General features: G+C 42.4%; 19 protein-coding genes. 11 read left to right on the forward strand and 8 right to left on the reverse strand.

What is annotated here, in order from left to right; translation table 11 throughout:
* Positions 1-25: 25 nt before the first annotated feature.
* From leuD to truA, 5 genes are all read left to right on the forward strand, one after another.
* Complete coding sequence (gene leuD, locus LZF95_RS17935; protein WP_233756404.1) at positions 26-616, forward strand: 3-isopropylmalate dehydratase small subunit; 591 nt, start codon at positions 26-28, stop codon at positions 614-616.
* A 6-nt stretch (positions 617-622) separates the two neighbouring features.
* A complete protein-coding gene (locus LZF95_RS17940; protein ID WP_233756405.1) occupies positions 623-2,209 on the forward strand; it encodes an alpha-isopropylmalate synthase regulatory domain-containing protein in 1,587 nt (528 codons plus the stop codon).
* On the forward strand, positions 2,178-3,245 hold the full coding sequence (gene leuB, locus LZF95_RS17945; RefSeq protein WP_233756406.1) for a 3-isopropylmalate dehydrogenase: 1,068 nt from the start codon (positions 2,178-2,180) through the stop codon (positions 3,243-3,245). Before LZF95_RS17940 ends, leuB begins: the two co-directional genes overlap by 32 nt.
* A 169-nt stretch (positions 3,246-3,414) precedes the next feature.
* On the forward strand, positions 3,415-4,626 hold the full coding sequence (locus LZF95_RS17950) for a PHP domain-containing protein (RefSeq protein ID WP_233756407.1): 1,212 nt from the start codon (positions 3,415-3,417) through the stop codon (positions 4,624-4,626).
* Positions 4,627-4,697: 71 nt separating this feature from the next.
* Positions 4,698-5,483 carry a tRNA pseudouridine(38-40) synthase TruA gene (truA, locus tag LZF95_RS17955; protein WP_233756408.1) on the forward strand — a complete coding sequence of 262 codons (786 nt, stop codon included), beginning with the start codon at positions 4,698-4,700 and terminating at the stop codon, positions 5,481-5,483.
* Between the two features lie 151 nt (positions 5,484-5,634).
* Here truA and LZF95_RS17960 read toward each other — a convergent pair whose 3' ends face one another.
* From LZF95_RS17960 to LZF95_RS17995, 8 genes are all read right to left on the reverse strand, one after another.
* Positions 5,635-6,129 (reverse strand): GNAT family N-acetyltransferase, encoded by a 495-nt coding sequence (locus tag LZF95_RS17960; RefSeq protein ID WP_233756409.1) that lies wholly within the window; start codon positions 6,127-6,129, stop codon positions 5,635-5,637.
* Between the two features lie 85 nt (positions 6,130-6,214).
* Positions 6,215-7,582 (reverse strand): Gfo/Idh/MocA family oxidoreductase, encoded by a 1,368-nt coding sequence (locus LZF95_RS17965; RefSeq protein ID WP_233756410.1) that lies wholly within the window; start codon positions 7,580-7,582, stop codon positions 6,215-6,217.
* A gap of 150 nt (positions 7,583-7,732) precedes the next feature.
* On the reverse strand, positions 7,733-8,170 hold the full coding sequence (locus tag LZF95_RS17970; RefSeq protein WP_233756411.1) for a hypothetical protein: 438 nt from the start codon (positions 8,168-8,170) through the stop codon (positions 7,733-7,735).
* A 190-nt stretch (positions 8,171-8,360) separates the two neighbouring features.
* Entirely contained in the window at positions 8,361-9,728 is a 1,368-nt protein-coding gene (locus LZF95_RS17975; protein WP_233756412.1) for a Gfo/Idh/MocA family protein, read from the reverse strand.
* Between the two features lie 142 nt (positions 9,729-9,870).
* Positions 9,871-10,332: a hypothetical protein gene (locus tag LZF95_RS17980; protein ID WP_233756413.1), complete on the reverse strand. Its 462-nt coding sequence runs from the start codon at positions 10,330-10,332 to the stop codon at positions 9,871-9,873.
* Positions 10,333-10,348: 16 nt separating this feature from the next.
* Entirely contained in the window at positions 10,349-10,789 is a 441-nt protein-coding gene (locus LZF95_RS17985; protein WP_233756414.1) for a hypothetical protein, read from the reverse strand.
* A gap of 791 nt (positions 10,790-11,580) precedes the next feature.
* Positions 11,581-12,651, reverse strand: a complete 1,071-nt coding sequence (locus LZF95_RS17990; protein WP_233756415.1) for an Ldh family oxidoreductase — start codon at positions 12,649-12,651, stop codon at positions 11,581-11,583.
* A gap of 74 nt (positions 12,652-12,725) precedes the next feature.
* Positions 12,726-13,670, reverse strand: coding sequence for an exopolyphosphatase (locus LZF95_RS17995; protein ID WP_233756416.1), 945 nt, complete (start codon positions 13,668-13,670; stop codon positions 12,726-12,728).
* A 230-nt stretch (positions 13,671-13,900) separates the two neighbouring features.
* On the opposite strand from LZF95_RS17995, the gene LZF95_RS18000 reads away from it, so the two are divergent.
* The 6 genes from LZF95_RS18000 to LZF95_RS18025 all read left to right on the forward strand — a co-directional run bounded on the left by LZF95_RS18000 (position 13,901) and on the right by LZF95_RS18025 (position 19,491).
* Positions 13,901-15,484, forward strand: a complete 1,584-nt coding sequence (locus tag LZF95_RS18000; RefSeq protein ID WP_233756417.1) for an acyl-CoA carboxylase subunit beta — start codon at positions 13,901-13,903, stop codon at positions 15,482-15,484.
* A gap of 88 nt (positions 15,485-15,572) precedes the next feature.
* Positions 15,573-15,926, forward strand: coding sequence for a four helix bundle protein (locus LZF95_RS18005; RefSeq protein ID WP_262912267.1), 354 nt, complete (start codon positions 15,573-15,575; stop codon positions 15,924-15,926).
* Between the two features lie 48 nt (positions 15,927-15,974).
* On the forward strand, positions 15,975-17,057 hold the full coding sequence (locus tag LZF95_RS18010; RefSeq protein WP_233756419.1) for a M42 family metallopeptidase: 1,083 nt from the start codon (positions 15,975-15,977) through the stop codon (positions 17,055-17,057).
* Positions 17,058-17,122: 65 nt separating this feature from the next.
* Positions 17,123-17,881 (forward strand): ABC transporter substrate-binding protein, encoded by a 759-nt coding sequence (locus LZF95_RS18015; RefSeq protein ID WP_233756420.1) that lies wholly within the window; start codon positions 17,123-17,125, stop codon positions 17,879-17,881.
* Between the two features lie 125 nt (positions 17,882-18,006).
* Positions 18,007-18,771 carry a DUF1080 domain-containing protein gene (locus LZF95_RS18020; protein WP_233756421.1) on the forward strand — a complete coding sequence of 255 codons (765 nt, stop codon included), beginning with the start codon at positions 18,007-18,009 and terminating at the stop codon, positions 18,769-18,771.
* Between the two features lie 123 nt (positions 18,772-18,894).
* Positions 18,895-19,491, forward strand: a complete 597-nt coding sequence (locus LZF95_RS18025; protein ID WP_233756422.1) for a DUF1080 domain-containing protein — start codon at positions 18,895-18,897, stop codon at positions 19,489-19,491.
* Positions 19,492-19,789: the final 298 nt, after the last annotated feature.

A 19,789-nucleotide genomic window follows, 5' to 3' on the forward strand; every position in this document is an offset into this window, starting at 1 on the left:
CTTTCAATCTTTCAATCAACAAAAAATGGCTTACGATAAATTTACTGTGCTCACCAGTACTGCGGTTCCATTACCGACAGACAATGTGGATACAGATCAGATCATCCCAGCTCGATTCTTGAAGGCTACCGAACGGGAAGGTTTCGGCGACAATCTTTTCCGTGACTGGAGATATGATGTAGAAGGAAATCCTAAAAAGGATTTTGTCCTTAACGACCCTACTTACAGTGGTAAAATCTTGGTCTCTGGAAGGAACTTCGGCTCAGGATCCAGTCGCGAACATGCTGTTTGGGCGATCTATGATTATGGGTTTAGATGTGTGGTTTCCAGCTTTTTTGCGGATATCTTCAAAAACAACTGCCTAAATATCGGTGTATTACCGGTGACAGTTTCACCTGCATTCGCTGATAAACTACTTGATACCATCACAGCCAATCCGGAGACCACGATCACAGTGGACATCCCAAATCAAAAGATCACCCTGGATTCTACCGGGGAATCTGAATCTTTTGACATCAATGAATATAAAAAAGACAACATGCAAAATGGCTTCGATGATATCGACTATCTATTGAATATGTCTGATGAAATCGATGCTTTTGCAGCGAATAAATAAGTGAAAATGACTGCAGGGAAGCGCATTGAAATAATGGATACCACACTGAGGGATGGTGAACAGACCTCCAGTGTCTCCTTTTTGCCTTCTGAAAAGCTGCAAATCGCCAAACTTTTGCTGGATGAATTGAAGGTAGATCGTATAGAAGTGGCTTCAGCAAGAGTTTCAGAAGGGGAATTGGAAGGTGTGAAGAAAATAACGAATTGGGCTGCTGAAAAAGATTACCTGGATCGGGTAGAGGTCTTAGGCTTTGTGGACACACCCACTTCCGTGGATTGGTTACTCAAAGCAGGGGCTAAAGTGATGAACCTGCTTACTAAAGGCTCCTACAATCACTTGGTTCATCAGCTGAAAAAAACTCAGGAAGAGCATTTTGCAGACATTCAAAAAAGTGTGACCTATGCTCAGGAAAAGGGCATAGCTGTTAATGTGTATTTGGAAGACTGGTCAAATGGCATGCGTAATTCACCGGAATATACACTGGCTCTGATCGCGTTTTTGACCACACTTCCAGTGAAGAGAATTATGCTCCCTGACACCTTGGGACTACTTTCTCCTGAGGAAACTAAAGCATTTTTCATCCGGATTTCTGAGATATTTCCTGATGCGCACTTTGATTTTCACGCACATAATGATTACGATCTTTCTGTGGCCAATGTCATGGAGGCAGTTATGCACGGGGCATCTGGCATCCATACTACTGTGAACGGGCTTGGGGAAAGGGCAGGAAATGCCCCTCTGGAGTCGGTCATTGCTGTGATCAAGGATTTCACAGATTTCCAGATAAATGTACAAGAACAGAAGATCTATCGGGTAAGCAAGCTGGTAGAACAATTTTCCGGTCAGCATATTCCTGCAAATAAGCCCGTTGTAGGAGAGAATGTCTTTACCCAGACTGCTGGGATCCATGCGGACGGTGATAATAAGAAGAACCTCTACTTCAATGATTTACTTCCTGAACGATTTGGTCGTCAGCGGAAGTATGCCCTAGGCAAAACTTCCGGTAAAGCCAATATTCTGAAGAATCTGGAAGAGCTCGGGATTTCGCTGGAAAAGGATGAACTTACCAAAGTAACCCAGCGGATCATAGAACTCGGTGATAAAAAGGAGCGTGTGACTACTGAGGATCTGCCATATATCATTTCTGATGTTTTGCAAAACAATTCCATCTCTAAGAATATCCATATCGAAGGCTATCACATGACACATTCCCAAGGTCTTAAGCCTTCTGTTCAACTGCGGTTGAATATTTATGGAAAGTCATATGATGCCACAGCAACAGGAGATGGCCAGTATGATTCTTTCATGCGGGCGATCAAGAAAATCTATAAATCCCGTAAGAGGCAACTCCCCAAATTGATCGATTACCATGTTTCCATTCCACCAGGAGGAAAAACGGATGCTTTTGTAGAGACTGTCATTACCTGGGACTATGGAAAAATATTCAAAACAAAGGGACTTGATCCCGATCAAACAGTGGCGGCGATGATGGCCACGGAAAAAATGCTGAACATCGTCGAATCTTTTAATCAAACACCAACGAAAGAAGAATCCAAATTTTATGGAAATGAATATCGCGCTGTTGCCGGGTGACGGCATCGGACCTGAAGTAATCGACCAGGCTGTAAAGGTAGTGAGAGCTATCGGCCAGAAATTCGGACACAACATCACTTTTAAAGAAGCGGTAGTAGGAGCGGCCGCAATTGATGCGACTGGCGTGCCTTACCCAGATGCTACACATGAGATCGCTGCGGCATCCGATGCTGTTCTTTTCGGGGCTATAGGGGATCCCAAATACGATAATGATCCTAAGGCTAAAGTTCGTCCGGAGCAGGGATTGCTGTTGATGCGTCAGAAGCTGGGCCTGTTTGCCAATGTGCGCCCGACGTTTACTTTCCCTTCTTTGGTACACAAGTCTCCATTGAAACTGGATCGCGTCGAGGGTGTTGATTTTGTGTTCTTCCGAGAACTGACCGGTGGAGTGTACTTCGGTGAGCCTAGAGGAAGGAACGAGCAAGGAACCAAGGCTTTTGATACCAACGTATATAGCAAAGAAGAGATCACCAGGCTAGCGAGGATGGGCTTCGAAGCTGCGCAAAAAAGAAGAAAATTGCTTACCTGCGTGGACAAAGCGAATGTAATGGCTACTTCCAGGCTTTGGAGAGAAACCGTACAGGAGCTTGCTCCGGAATATCCAGATGTGAAAGTGGAGTACGAATTTGTAGATGCGGTAGCCATGCGATTGATCCAGTGGCCTAAAGCGTATGATGTTTTGATTACTGAAAACCTCTTTGGGGATATCCTGACAGATGAGGCTTCTGTGATCTCAGGTTCTATGGGCTTGATGCCATCTGCTTCCTTGGGTGCTTCTATCAAATTGTTCGAACCGATTCACGGATCATATCCTCAGGCAGCGGGTAAGGATATTGCCAATCCATTGGCTACGGTTCTTTCCGCAGCGATGATGTTTGATTATGCATTTGATCTGAAAGAGGAAGCCAAACTGATTTCCGATGTGGTAAATCAATCACTTGCTGAAGGCTATGTGACCGAAGATATTGCTGATGGCGGTACCGCTTACAAGACTTCTGAAGTTGGCGACTGGTTAGCAGCGAAGATTTTGGTTTAAGATAGAACCAGTTGAAATTGGTTGTTCGAGATTTTTAATTTCGAACTTCACAAAAAAAACCACCTTGAGAGAGGTGGTTTTTTTGTGCCCAATGTTTATGATAATCTTGTGCTAACCTTTCATTTGCAAGACCTTGTTATATTTGGTGATCACCTTAATGCTAATTGCCATGAAATATCTTCCTCTGATTTTTATACTTATTGTTTTAAGTTTTGTTTCCTGTAAACCTGCAGAGAAAGCTGAGGAATCTTCAAAACAATGGTACAAAGGTAATCTACATACCCATTCCTACTGGTCTGACGGGGACGATTACCCAGAGATGATTATGGACTGGTACAAATCGCATGATTATGATTTTGTTGTTTTGTCTGATCATAATACGTTGGCGGAAGGTGAAAAATGGAAGCTGATTCCAAAATCCCCCTCCCATGAAATGGGTTTTCAAAAGTATGTTGAGAAGTATGGGGACCGGGCGGTTTATCGAGAAGACTCTGCAGGAAGAATTGAAGTGAAACTTAAGACATTATTAGAATATGCGCCGATGTTTGAAGAGCCCGGTGAATTTTTGATCATCCAATCTCAGGAATTGTCGGAGAGTTTTGAGAAGAAACCACTTCATATGAACGTGGCCAATATCCAGAAATTAATTCCTGAAGAAGGAGGGAATTCAGTTGCAGAAATATTACAAAATGGCCTTGATCGGGTAAAGGCACAGCGGGATTCTACCGGTGTTCCTATGTTTTTGCATATCAACCACCCAAATTTCGTCTGGGCGATTACCCCAGAGGATATGATTGAATTGAAAGGAGAGCGATTTTTTGAAGTTTACAATGGGCATCCACAGGTGAATAATTATGGAGATTCACTTCGTCCGAGTATGGAAGTGCTTTGGGATAAAGTGCAGGCGGCTTACTTGCAGGCTGATAAACCACTTCTTTACGGTCTGGCGGTCGATGATGCCCATAACTACCATGTATTTGATCAGAATAGTAGCAATCCTGGCCGTGGTTGGGTGATGGTTTTGGCAGACGAACTCACACCGAGCTCTTTGATTGAAGCAATGGAAAACGGTGATTTTTATTCAACTACAGGAGTGATTTTAAATGAAATCGATTTTGATGGAGAAACTTTATCTGTTGCTGTGAAACCTGATAAAGACATTACTTATACAATTCAGTTTTTTGGGACAAAAAAAACAAATCCAGAGAAGAGTGGAATTCTTTTGAAAGAGATGGAAGGGGAAGCAGCTGCATATACTCTTGAGAATGACGATATGTACGTCCGTGCAAAAATCATTTCTTCCAAACCCAAAGAAAATCCTTACCAGTTAGGGGATACTGAAACGGCATGGATCCAGCCAGTGAGATCGAATCGACTATAATCTTTGAGTAAATGATTGATTTGAGCGAAATTGAGAATAATTTCAAATTTTAAACATCAACTAATTAACGCTTGCAAACCCGCCCATTTTCCTATCTTTTTCCCATTTCCTACTACGGGGCTCGATACAAAGGCTGGGCTCCTCAGCCTAATCAGCCGACGGTGCAGCGGAAGCTGGAGCGAGTACTTCGGCATGTCCTCGGCCATGAGGATTTTTCTCTGATAGGAGCTAGTCGTACAGATTCTGGTGTTTCTTGTGTGGGTGGATATGTGCAGGTTTTCCTTCGGGAAAAAGTTGAAATGGATTCACTCCTTCCTATTATGAACGAGCATCTGCCCCAGGATATCCGGTTGAATTCTGTGGAGGAAGTTTCGGCTAGCTTCAATCTAATCCAGTCTGTGGAGCAGAAGACGTATCGTTACTATTTCTCCAATTCTGCTGATTTTGATCCTTTCGCTTCAGCTTTTGTAGTCAATGTAGTAGGAGAGTTGAATTGGGAAGCAATGAAGGAAGCTTGTCAATTGTATGTAGGAGATCATGACTTTCGGGGATTTTGCAAGCCTTCTGAAAATAAGACTGATTATTGCCGGGAGGTTATTTCGGCTGGGATTTTTGAATCGAATGAGTTTCTTGGACAATTTTTCCCACAGAAAATCTTCTACTTCGAAATCATCGGAACTGGCTTTTTACATCACCAAGTACGGATGATGATGTCAGCCATCTGGCAAATAGGGAAAGGAGAGATGGAGATAGCTGAAATCGAAAAGCGTTTTGATTCTCCTGATCAATTCGAAAAATTACCTCCTGCCCCAGCTAATGGCTTGGTGCTTTGGGAGACGGTATTAGATAACATTTGAGCTAATCGACCTTTGGGGTTTTCAAAACCCCGAAGATCCCACCTCAAAATCTATCGTTGTCCTGCTTCTCCAGAAGCTGGACTTCATAATTAAAGTTGGGGTTTAAACCTTCGAGGAGATTTCTCAGTCGTTCCTCCTTCGAGATAACACCTCAAAGGTTAAGCTCAAACACATAATCATCCATCACATACCCATTCCCGATGTCTATGACTTCTTCATCGATTTTCACAAAGCCCAAGTACTCATAAAATGTAATGGCACCTTGGTTGTATTTATTGACATTTAAAAGCAGGCTTACCTGATCATTTGCTAGAGCAATCTCTTTTGCTTTTTTGATTAAAAGTTTGCCTATTCCTTTTCCTTGGGCTGTTGGGAGAATATAGATTTTATGGATTTTGGTTTTCCCGGGTACTTGATTCACTTCTATTCCAGTGAAGCCCAGTTTTTCACCATTTTCCTCAGCTAAAAAAAACAGGTATCCATCACTGGACTGTTGTTCCAAGGTTTCCAAACTGTACATCCAATTGAGCATGTATTCGATCTGTTCAGGACTTAATATTTCTTCAAATGTGTCAGGCCAAGTTCTTTGGGCAATGGATTGCACATGGATTAGCTCCTCCTTTGATGCTGGGACGATATTTATCATTTAATAGAATTGCTGGTAAAAATATAAAAATAGCAAAGCCGGCCTTTCGAAAAAAGGCCGGCTTTTGTGAGTGTAAATTGGAAGATTATACCTTATCCGGTTCAGGGTGAACATACCCCTTCCTGTAAGGGCGTCTCAGTCGCTCTGTAGCTTCTTTATCCCCGATAACTGTCATAGTTTTCGGATCGTATTTTAATGCTCTACCACCCATGTCCATGGAAATATTAGCCAAAATGCAGGCAGCTGTGGAAATATGTCCTTCTTCAATATCCGCAACAGGGAGCTTGTTAGTTTCGATGGCCTTCAGCCAATTCTGCATATGAAGTCTGGTGGCAGGAGCTGCATTAAGTTCAATATCCGGTTCATTTACATCCTCAGGATATTTCTCCCGTTCGAATAAGCACTCAAAATGTATAGGTTTCTCATCCTTATCCAATGGGGTATAATCTGCCTGCATAGTACTTCCTGCCAACATTCCTTTATCACCGAAAATCTTAAATGCCCAAGGGTATTCTGGGTCGTCCGGATTTCCCCATGTCCGGTGCTGCCAAACCAAATTCAATTCCGGGTATTCAAAAATTGCCGATTGCGTATCCGATATGTTGGATTTCCCGTCTTTCTGCACATAGATACCGCCTGTGGAGGTGATCTGCGTCGGCCAACCCAGCTTTAGCATCCAACGAACGGTGTCCAGCATATGCACACACATATCTCCCGTGATGCCGTTTCCGTATTCTATAAATGTCCTCCACCAGCGCTTGTGGGGAATTCCGTCGTAAGGTCTCATAGGCGCCGGGCCAGTCCATAGCTCATAATTGAAAAAGTCAGGGACAGGTTCTACCGGTGGATTGCCATCGGCGCGCATGTGAAAATAGCAGCACATTTCTACGTGGGATATTTTACCCAACTTTCCGCTATCGATTATTTGCTCTTTAGCATCGATCAGATGTGGGGTGCTTTTGCGCTGGGTTCCTACCTGAACCACCTTATTGTACTTTCTGGCAGCGGCTACCATGGCTTCTCCTTCGATTACATCTACTGATATTGGTTTTTGTACATAGACATGCGCACCCGCTTTCAGCGCATCAATGCATTGCAGTGCATGCCAATGGTCCGGAGAACCGATCAGTACGAATTCGGGCTTTTCTTTAGCTAACAGTTCTTTGTAATCTTCATAGAGAGCGGGGACTTTTCCTGATTTCTGCCGCGTGGCTACCATATCCCCGGCAGCTTTCAGCATGTTTTTGTCTGGATCACAAAGTCCCACAACTTCGACATCTGCCACTTGGATTAGGCGAAAAAGGTCTGATTTACCATACCACCCTGCACCTATTAACGCAACTTGAAGTGGACCTTCCCTGTCTTTGAAGTCCATTCCTAATAATCCAAAACTGGCAAGTGTGGCCAAGGCAGATGAGCCTTTGAGAAAATCTCTGCGATTAAGAGCATTCATTATGTAAGGGGTTGAGGTTTATTGTAGCACATAAGTTACAAAAAGCTATTTCCCTACCAATTAGAATTGTATGAATGGAGGGAGTCCTTGGTAAACTGTCGAAGCTATTCCAAATCGTTAGTTTGTTTTGGAGGGCTATTCTTGAATTCTTCAATCTTCTTGCGAGGTGTAACGAAACAGTTTTTTAAATTCTGAAGGATAAAGCCTTGAAAAATAAAGTATAAGAGATGAAAGCCCCATAAAAAATAATAGAAGAAACAGTCCTCCATTTTCCGTCCGGACTCTTTCAAATTGAAGAGTGGTTTTGTTGTCAGCATCTATTTGAAAAATCTTTGGCTGATACAAGTTTGTTTCACTTTTTTTGACCCAAACAGATACCGAATCTGCTTTTTTTAGGTCTTTTAGAATTCTTTGATATTCTTCATCTTTATATTCGTTTCCAATGTTTTTAACAAGGGTGAATTTTTGATCTTTTTCGAAAAGGTAGAAGATAAGCTCAGATTTTTGGCTTTTTGTTCCCCTAGACTTTTCAGTAACTGTTTTTATCGATGCATTAGCGTTTTGAATGACACCTTTTACTTCTGTCAATTATGATTTGAAAGTTAGAAGTGGAAACAGGAAGAAAAGAGCACAACCCATCGAGGCGACGCCAAACAAAAGGGGCCTGTGAAGGTAGCTGCCAGTAAAACTTCCAAAAATCTTTTTTATCACGACAGTTAAATGGATGAAGTTGTTTTTTGTGCAAGTCCTATCTCCAGGCCTCCGACTTCCGACCTCTTCAAATTTGATCCGGTTCCGGATGTTTATATCCATCCCTATACGGTCTTCTCAAAAGTGCTGTTGCTTCCTCATCACCTGTCACGGTCATCGTTTTCGGGTCATATTTTAAAGGACGCCCGCCTAGCTCCATGGACATATTTGCCAAAATGCAGGATGCTGTAGAAATATGCCCTTCCAGTACGTCTGCCACGGGCAAGGTGTCTTTTTTAATAGCTTGAAGCCAGTCTTTAAGCTGTTCCCGAGTGGCGGGAGCTGCATGGATCTCTATGTCTTTTTCAGTGACATCTTCTGGATACTGTTCTTTCTCCAGTAGTACCGGATAATGGATTGGCTCACCATTGTTTTTACCCTCCGGATAAAAATCAGCGCGCATCGGACTTCCCGCCAGCATCCCGTTTTCTCCATAGATTTTAAAAGCCCAAGGATAATCCTTGTCCACTGGATTGCCCCAAGTGCGGTGCTGCCACACGACATTCAGCTCATCAAATTCAAATAGTGCAGTCTGTGTATCCGAGATATTCGCAATTGATTCTTTGTCCACGTAGATTCCTCCGGTAGAAGTCACCTGAATAGGCCAGCCCAGATCAAGCATCCAGCGAACAGCATCCAACATATGTACACACATATCACCTACGATACCATTGCCATATTCCATAAATGCCCGCCAGCCTCTATGTAAAATCCCACGATAGGGCAGCATGGGCGCAGGTCCTGCCCAGAGATCATAATTCAGATTTTCGGGAACTGGCATTACTTCAGGATTGCTTTTATTCCGCATATGATAATAGCAGCATACCTCCGCATGTGAGATTTTGCCAAGCTTGCCTGAGTCTATAATTTCTTTTTTTGCCTGTACAAGATGTGGCGTGCTTCTTCGCTGTGTGCCGATCTGAACCTTACGGTCATACTTTCTGGCTGCCGCCAAAATCGCCTCTCCTTCTATCACATCTACCGATATTGGCTTTTGCAAATAGACATGAGCGCCGCTTTTTACAGCATCTATGGCCATGAGTGCATGCCAATGGTCAGGTGAGCCTATTAGCACATATTCAGGTTTTTCTTTAGCCAAAAGCTCTTTGTAATCTTCATATAAGACTGGTACTTTCCCCGATTTTTGCCGTGATGCCACCAGCTTTCCTGCTTCTTCCAGCTGTTTGGAATCTACGTCACAAAGTGCTACTACTTCCACATCTGCTACTTGGATCAACCGGAAAAGGTCTGATTTGCCATACCATCCTGAACCTATCAGAGCCACTTGTAGCGGGCCTTCCCGGTCTTTGAAGTCCATACCTAGCAATCCAAAGCCGGCTAAAGACATGAGAGCAGTACTTCCTTTTAAAAATTCTCTTCGATTGAGTGGGTGCATAGGTTATGGGGTTGAGGGTTTTAGATTTTGAATTTACAAAAAGCAAAGGTTATGACAAGGAATTTTAGTAATGCCGGAGCTAAGTTCTGATAATCAGGATTAATAGGGGACATACGTTATAAGTAAGATGTGCTCACTGGGATTATTTTGCTGCCCAATCCAATTGCTTGCCTTCCACTTCTGCTTGTTTATCCTTACCGCTGCCTACAGCCAGTCCGATTCCCATTCCAATAGGCAATCCAATTCCTAAAAATGCCATGTTTCCCAATGCCGCACCAAATACAACGCCTAAAGGAATTCCAAATGTCGCCATGCCCAAAGCAAGCCACTGGTTTTGGTGGTGGTTTTTAGCAACTATCCCAAGCTCATCTTTCACTAGTTTAAGAATGGCTGTTTGCGCCACCCCCATTTGTTTGATCAGTTGGGGATCAGAGCCTTGAAAATTATTCACTCCGACAATGATTTCATTGACCTTGGATTCTGTAGATTCGGGAATACTTTTTTGACCGATAGCAGCCAATAGCGTGCTGAGATTATGAGCAGCTTTTGCAAGCTTTGGATTTTCTTCGAAAGAGGGGCGGCGGATGATGGATGAGAGAGGCATTCATTTATGGGTTTGATTATTTCTTTTCTTCGTAGTAATAATTTGGTGATGATAGACTATCGGAAAATAAGGTTTCAATCAATTCCTGTGGTACTTGTTGTCCATTATACTTGGTTAACAGGAAGCTGTTACCCCAAGTGTAGCTATAACTAGCGATTTCCCCTAATTCTGGATTTAGAATTACAGCCCCGTCTCCATCCATAGGAGGATTAATAAACTCATATTTTAAATACAAAATAGAATCTAGCCCTTTAAATTCATTGACAGAACGTAGATGGGGATGTTTTAGAAGTTCAAATGATCCGTTTTGTGATTTAACAAGTGAATAGGATCGATATTTTTCAGCCATCAATGAGTCAAAATAACTAAAAGTAGTTGTGTCACCGAAAGTAGACTTTATCAGTATTTGACTTTCAGTTTTATATAAATGACGGCCTCCAAAATCTGAGAATTCCACATCCAACGTATCTATTGACCTTTCATATAAATCCGAGTTTTTGCTTTGGCATGCAGGAAGAAATAAGAGGAGAATAGTAGATAGTAGCAGGGATGTGGAAGGATTGGAGGGCATAAGTCAAATTAGAAAAACATTTTCTAAAAAAGAGATCGGTAGGATTCGATATGGATCAAGATAATTGTTGACCAAAGAATTGTCATAATGGCTCCTATTCCATTAATCCATATATAGGTGCGATTATCCTGATATTTATTATTCAGAGATAAATAGGCAGGAATTAAAAATAGATGTGCTATAATTTGAAAAGGGAGGAGTAGAATCCCAAATGCAAAAGGCCCACCTCCAGTCAGCAAAAGCTTAACTGTATAAGGGATGAATAGGAATACATTTGAAATCAAAATAATCACAAACATGCTGCAGTTAAATCTTTGCATGGTAGCGATTATCATTTTCCTTGAGAGCGTGCACTAAATATGGTTTTATCCATCCTAGGCGGGTTATCTATATCATACCCGAAAGCTATGCTATTGAGGTACTTATGGATTCGCATCCTTTCTTGCCAAGTCAAATTTCTGTATTCTTCCCCATAATTGACTTGCTGAGAAGCATTTCTTGCTTGGAAGGCGGATCGGTCGAGCTTAAATTTTCTAGGACTGTCAGACATCTTGTTAAAAGTATAAAGCCAATTTAAAAATTTATGCAAACAAAAGGTCTCTTTTTTACTTGATCTTTTATTCATAAAGAAGCTAAGCTACATCAACTTCCGTCTGCCGTCTCCTGTCTTCCCGCTCTTAAAACTTCACCCCAAATCGTTCCCCTAATTCCGTCAAGTCTTTTACCACCGGATCAAGCAATGGGATTCCTTCTTTCACTCGGATAGCTTCCAGTTCCCGTTCAGGATCTCCAGGGATCAGGACTTTTTCATTTCCCGGAGTTGGTTTTGCAGCTCTGAATCTAGTGATCCAGTTGTCCATATGGGCTTTAAACTCATCCGCTGGACGGAAGGCATCTACACGCATAGCCCCGAAAAAGTGGCCGATTCCTTCTCCTACAGGATTGGGATCTGGTTCTAAGAATGCCACAAATGGCGGAACCCATGGGCCATAATTGGCACCTGAAAGCACAGCTGAGAAAATATCCACAACTGAACCCAAGGCATAACCCTTGTGCGAGCCATGCTCCCGATCACCTCCCAGGGGTAGCAATGCGCCCCCATCTTTCACGCCATTGGCAGAAGTAGTAGGATTTCCGTCTTTATCCTGCACCCATCCGGTAGGGGTCTCCATTCCTTTTCGTTGTAGAATTTCCAATTTCCCATTGGCAGCAGTAGTTGTGGCCAAATCTGCGACAAATGGCGGTTGGTCCTTGGCTGGTATTGCCACAGCGATTGGATTGGTGCCCAATAGTCTTTCCTGAGAAAAAGTAGGGGCGACTAGCGGGCTGGCATTTGTCAAGGAAATTCCGATCATATCATGCTCCAAAGCCTGCATGGCATGATAACCTGCAATACCGTAGTGATTTGAGTTTTTCACGGAAACCCATCCTGTTCCTGCAATCTTGGCTTTTTCTATTGCCACCTGCATAGCAAAAGGAGCAACTACAAGACCTAACCCGCCATCACCATCCACCACAGCTGTGGAAGGTGTTTCATGTACTACTCTTACATTTGGAGTGGCATTGATTCTTCCTTTTTCCCATAAGCGAACATAACCGGAAAGCCTGGCCACACCATGGCTGTCCACTCCACGGAGATCAGCAGAAAGCAATACATCCGTCGCGGTTTTTGCCTGATCGCTAGGACAGCCGATTTTCAAAAGCATATTTACTGTGAAGGAGTGAAGTTGTTCGTAAGTATAGATCATAAGGTTAGTGTCGAATTACAAAAAATAATTTCCAATAGTGACGTAAAGATAGGGAGAGGATTTTCGGAGAAGTTCTATAGAGCTGTTTGCACAGGAACAAGCAAGGAAGCAATTGCCCCTTCCTTCAATGCATAATGAGAGCAAGTGATATAATCCACTTCGATGTAACGGAGGATAAATTCGATTAAACTTGAGGCCACCACTATCATGTCCACCCGCATCGGGATCATTCCGGGAATCTTTAGGCGTTCTTCTTTATTTTTGGTAAGCAACATACGGTGAATTGCTTCATATTCTTCTACAGGAAGTTCGAAGACATGGTGTCCTGTAAGTTTGCATTGAAGCATGGATTCAAAATAGATATCAGTTAGCGTGTCAAACGTGCCGGAAGCTCCTACCAGTCCTGTGGGTTTGAACGTGTTGATTGCATCTATAAGTGGGAGGAGTTTTTCTTCCAAATATTCCTCCAGCCTATCCACTTCCTCGGGTAAGATAGGATCATGGTAATGAAAAAGCTCTAACAGACGCTGTCCGCCAATTTCAAAACTTTGCTTCCAGAACGATTCCTCGTTGTTTCCAATGATAAATTCCACAGAACCACCTCCGATATCCATCATGAGTTCCGTCTGCCCATTCAAAGAGCCCGAAAGGCGGATGCCTTGGTAAATCATCTGGGCTTCCTGAGTGCCTGAAAGCACTTGAATATCAATTCCGATGGTTTCTTTTACGGTTTTGACAAACTCAGGGCCGTTTTCAGCATTTCTTACCGCACTGGTAGCAAAAGCAAAAACCTGATCAATGTTCTCTCCATCAATCAGGTTTTTAAAATGTTTCAGTGTATGATAAGCTCTTTTCTTCGCATCTTCAGCAAGTGTGTTTTGATTAATTCCACCCTTACCCAATTTGACAGGAATTTTTTCCTTGTAAATTGTTTTAAAACTTACACCATCTAGTTCTACCAATAACAAATGAAATGTATTGGTGCCCATGTCTATTACCGCTGCCTTCCGGGTATTCATACGCTGCCAATTTTTTGGATGGGCGAATATAGAAAGTTATTTGAAATGAGATCTTTCAGGTTTGATTTAATTCTTCCTTTTTTATAAAAGTATGTTGAGTGGTTATGTACGGCTTTAGCGGTAATGTGAAATGAATTGGGAAAACAATTGATTGATTTCCATTCATTCTATGAGTTTTTTTCCTTAGCTGACAAAGCCTGCTATATTTGAGCAAGTCAAAATACCATCGCATGGAGAATCAGAATAAACCCAATTATACGTTGCCCGGAAATGAGGGTAAAATCGAACTTCTGAAAAAGAAGAATGCGGAAGCACTGTTAGGAGGAGGTGAAAAGCGAATTGCATCCCAGCATGGTAAAGGCAAACTGACAGCACGTGAGCGGGTTGATTTACTATTGGATGAAGGCTCTTTTCAAGAAATCGACAAATTTGTCATGCACCGGGCTAAAGATTTCGGGCTTGATAAAGAGCATTATTTGGGGGATGGGGTAATTACAGGCTATGGAGAAATAAATGGAAGATTAGTCTATGTGTTTTCCCAGGATTTTACTGTATTCGGAGGATCATTATCCGAGACCCATGCGGAAAAAATCTGCAAAATCATGGATATGGCCATGAAAAATGGTGCGCCTGTGATTGGTTTGAATGATTCAGGAGGAGCCCGGATCCAGGAAGGGGTGAATTCACTTGGAGGCTACGCTGATATTTTTTACAGAAATACACTTGCTTCGGGAGTTGTTCCGCAGATTTCTGCGATAATGGGGCCTTGCGCCGGTGGGGCGGTTTACTCTCCCGCGATCACAGATTTTATACTGATGGTGGAAAAGACCTCTTATATGTTTGTGACGGGGCCAAACGTAGTGAAAACGGTAACTCAGGAAAATGTCACTGCCGAAGAATTGGGGGGTGCTTCAGCGCACAGTACCAAAAGTGGGGTTACACATTTTGCCTGCGCAAATGAGTTGGAATGTATTCAGCACATCAAAAAGGTTTTGAGCTACATGCCTCAAAACTGTGAGGAAATTGCCCCAGTTTATCCATATGAACTCTTGGAGGATGAGAGTAGGAAGGAACTGGATAGCTTAATACCTGAAAATCCCAATCACCCGTATGATATCCGTGATGTAGTGAAAGGAATCGTGGATGAGGATTCATTCTTGGAAATTCACGAGAATTTCGCCGATAATATAGTGGTAGGTTTTGTCCGGGTGGCAGGTAGGAGTATAGGAGTAGTTGGTAATCAGCCACAATCCATGGCAGGGGTTTTGGATAACGATGCTTCGGTAAAAGCGGCAAGATTTGTTCGTACTTGTGACAGCTTTAATGTGCCTCTGTTAGTATTGGTGGACGTACCTGGTTTTTTGCCGGGAACGGATCAGGAATGGAATGGCATTATATCAAATGGGGCAAAACTGTTGTATGCATTTTCAGAAGCGACAGTTCCGAGGATTACTGTAATCACCAGAAAAGCTTATGGAGGAGCCTATGATGTCATGAATTCCAAGCATATTGGAGCAGATCTGAATTTTGCATGGCCTACTGCCGAAATCGCGGTGATGGGAGCAAAGGGTGCAGCAGAGATTATTTTCAAGAAAGAGATCGCTGAAGCTGAAGATCCAGTCGCCAAACTTCAAGATAAAGTAGATGAGTACACGTCCAAATTTGCAAATCCCTATCGGGCAGCACATCGGGGCTTCATAGACGAAGTCATAATGCCTTCTGAAACTCGCATTAAACTTATCAAAGCATTTAAAATGCTGGAAAACAAAGTGGATAAAATCCCAAGAAAGAAGCATGGAAATATCCCACTTTAATTGGTCGAATAACCACTGTCCACAGACCTCAGCTATCTAGAGCTATATTGTAACTTTATTATGTCAAAAAGAATCTAGGTTGATTAAGATGGCATTCACGTTTGAAAAGTTGAGAGTGTGGGAAATGGATATTGATCTTACTTTTGAAGTCAATATCTTGGTCAAGAAATTTCCGTCAGATGAGAAATATGTTTTGGCTCAACAAATGCAACGCGCCGCTGATCCTGTAGCTTTGAATATTGCTGCAGGTTCTACTGGCCAATCCAATCCTGAATTCAAGAAGTTTTTGGGATATTCTATTCGGTCTGGTATTGAAGTGGTGAGTTGCATATACACTGGAAAGAAAAGGGAAATAATAAATGAGGATGATTTTCGAATACTCTATGAGTTTTATGAATCACTAATTACAAAACTTCAAGTGTTAAGAAATTCAATTAATTAAACTACCACCTACTGTGGACTATCGTCTGTGGACAGTGGACAATACTTTATGAACAAAGACACAAACAACGAATCACTAACTTTTCTCACAAAGTACCTAAACAACGCCTCCCCAACTGGCTTTGAAGCTTCTGGTCAGCAGATTTGGCTGGACTATGTAAAGCCATTTGTGGATGATTATTTCACGGACAACTATGGGACGGCCGTGGCTGTCATCAATCCGGAAGCCGATTATAAAGTGGTAATCGAGGCCCATGCCGATGAGATTAGCTGGTTTGTGAATTACATCAAAGACGATGGCTATATCTACGTGCGCCGCAATGGAGGTTCTGACCATATGATCGCACCATCTATGCGTGTAAATATCCATACAGATAAAGGAATGATACCGGGAGTTTTTGGATGGCCTGCCATACATGTAAGAAAAGACGGCAAAGAAGATACCCCTACTTTGGATAATATATTCATTGATGTGGGAGCCAGATCCAAAGATGAAGTGGAGGAAATGGGGATTCACGTAGGCTGCGTGATTACTTTCAAAGATGAATTGACTGAACTTAATGGGAAATTCTATTCAGGAAGAGCTCTTGACAATAGAATCGGCGGTTACATGATTGCCCAGGTGGCAAAGAAAATAAAGGATTCAGGGAAGAAGCTGCCTTTTGGGCTATATATAGTAAATGCTGTGCAGGAAGAAATCGGTCTTAGGGGAGCTCAGATGATCGCGGCCAAGATCAAACCCAATGCAGCCATAATCACAGATGTATGTCATGACACTACCGCTCCTTTATATAATAAGGTGGTAAGTGGCGATTTTACTGCGGGAAACGGGCCAGTATTGACTTACGGGGCTTCGGTACACAAGAAATTGCTGGATTTGATTATTGCGACAGCCAGAAAGAAAGAGATTCCTTTTCAGAGATCGGCGGCATCTCGGGTGACTGGGACTGATACGGACGCTTTTGCGTACTCCAATGAAGGTGTGCCATCGGCATTGATTTCACTTCCTTTGAAATACATGCATACGACCGTAGAGACTGCGAGCAAAGATGATATTGAGCAGGTGATTACCTTGATGTACGAATTCCTGTTGGAGTTCGACCCTACATTTGACTTTAGATATATTAAATAAGTTCATAGCTCAATAGTCCATAGGTAATGGTCTCTGCGCCTATGGACTTTACCCTATGATTTAACATGAATTACACGGATCAGCTTAACCGCACAATCTTCGTTACAGCTCCGCCTCGGCGGATCATCTCTCTCGTTCCTTCTCAGACTGAGCTCTTGGTAGATTTGGGTTTGGAGGAAAAGATTGTAGGCGTGACCAAGTTTTGTATTCATCCCGAAGGCTTGAAAAAACGGAAAGCTATAATAGGAGGCACAAAGAATTATAGACTTGAGGTAATTGAATCGTTGAAGCCAGACCTAATTATAGGAAACAAAGAGGAAAATGAGCGTGCGGGCATTGAGGAGCTTATGGGGAAGTATCCTGTGTGGATGAGTGATGTCTATACACTGGAGGATAGTTTGGAGATGATTGGAAGTTTGGGGGAAATGCTAAGCGCAAACGAGAAAGCCCAGGGGATTATCAGACAGTTGAAAAGAGATTTTGCTTTGCCACTTTCCAGAAAGGGGACATCAATCTATGTGATCTGGAAAGATCCTATTATGGTGGCTGGAGCGGATACGTTTATTAATGAGATGCTGGATTTTGCGGGATTTGAGAATTTGATCCGGACTCCACGCTATCCTCAGGTTTCAGAAGAGGAGTTGGTAGAGGTGAACCCTGAATATCTTTTGCTAAGTTCAGAGCCTTTTCCTTTTAAGGAAACGCATATAAAGTATTTTCAATCTTTTTTGCCTAATACGAAAATCATTCTGGTAGATGGGGAGATTTTCTCCTGGTATGGAAGTAGACTACTTAAAGCGAAAGCGTATTGTGAAAGCATATGAGTGTCACAAATTCTTAATAAGCGCAAATTTAGGATACCGTTCATGAAAAAATTCTTTTAAGCAGAAAACTTTATTAAAAAAATCAATTAACTTTTGAATCGAAATAATTTGAAACTTATCACATTATGAAAAATACAAGATATGCATGGGTGGCCTTGTTCGCCTTGGCTTGGTCATGTGGCCCAAAACCGGCAGATGATTCAGTGACCGAAACTGTTGTTGAGGAGGTTTTGGTGCCAGATAATTCATTGACAGAAGAAGAGAAAGCGGATGGCTGGATGCTTCTTTTTGACGGCACCAATACAGATGGCTGGAGAGCCTTTAATGGGGATAGTTTTCCTTCAGACGGCTGGACAGTAGAAGATGGAGCTTTAAAAGCATTGGGTAAAGGTGGCGATATAGGTGGGGATATTGTTTTTGCTCCGGTGGAGTTTGAGCAGTTCGAAATGGAGTGGACATGGAAAATAGCCCCAGGAGGAAATAGTGGCGTACTATATCACGTTGTAGAAGATCCGAAATACAAGGCTCCCTATGAAACTGGACCGGAATACCAGATGATTGATCAGCTTGGTTTTCCTGAGCCTCTGGAGAAGTGGCAGTCAATAGGTGCAGATTATGCGATGACTGAACCCGATTATGAAGGAGCGGTGAAGCCGGCTGGCGAATGGAATACTTCGAAAATCATTTTTTCAGAGAAAGGTTCGAGTTATTACCTGAATGGAAAGAAAACAGTAGAGTTTGTACCATATTCTGAAGAATGGACAGCTGCTAGGAATTCGGGGAAATGGAATGATTTTCCGGATTATGCCATTTCTAAAACGGGGTTGATTTCTCTGCAGGATCATGGCGCTGAGACTTGGTTCAAGAATATTAAAATCAGAAAATTATAAAATGAAGCCTTGCTAAGGCAGGCATGACTTGATGCTCCGTACAGGGGGATTGATACATGTATGTGAGATTCCCTGTCCGACGGAGGGCAGGCAAATGACATTTAAATGACAAATTATAAACATATGAAAAAATTAGTAGTGGTGTTGTTGTTGGTGGCATCTGTGAATTTTGCCTATGCGCAGAAGAAAGTTAAGCTCTTTAATGGCAAGGATCTTTCTGGTTGGACTGTTTACGGGACAGAAAAGTGGTATGTTGAGGATGGTCTGTTAGTTTCTGAAAGTGGGCCTGATGAAGAATATGGTTATTTAGGAACTGTAGAGGAGTATGATGATTTTGAAGTCACCCTTGAATTCAAGCAAGAAGCCAATGGAAATAGTGGGGTATTTATCCGATCCACTGTAGATGGCACCAAAGTTTCCGGTTGGCAGGTAGAGGTAGCACCTCCAGGTCATGATACAGGAGGAATATACGAATCCTATGGTAGAGGCTGGCTAGTAAAGCCTGATCCTGAAAAAGACAAGAATCTGAAATTCGGGGAGTGGAACAAAATGAAGATTGTTGTTAAAGGAGATAATGTGACTTCTTATTTGAATGGAGTAGAGATGGTGAATTTCTCAGATGCGAAGATTGGAGAAGGAAAAGGAGGAATCTGCCTTCAGATTCATGATGGTGGAGGGATAAAGGTGTACTGGCGAAACATTGTTTTGAAGAAGTTATAAAAGAACCAAAAGTTAAAGACGAAATGCCCTGATGATTGAGTTATCAGGGCATTTTTATTTTGTAAAACTTTTTACCTTAGCTATCAGTCTCTTAAGTGAAATAGCGTTAAATCTTTAAGAAAACCCTTGCCAAACCGATAAAAGTCCTGATATTTGCACTCCCAAACGACGCAAACGGGGTCGTGGAAAAGGAGGGGAGCCTCCAGAGGGATATTGAAAAAAATTAATTTTGCCGCGGGGTTTGGAAGTCAGGGATGACCGCTTACCTTTGCGCACCCATCGGAAGAGAAGGGGACAA

It is taken from the genome of Algoriphagus sp. AGSA1 (genome assembly GCF_021390545.1).
GTDB lineage: Bacteria > Bacteroidota > Bacteroidia > Cytophagales > Cyclobacteriaceae > Algoriphagus.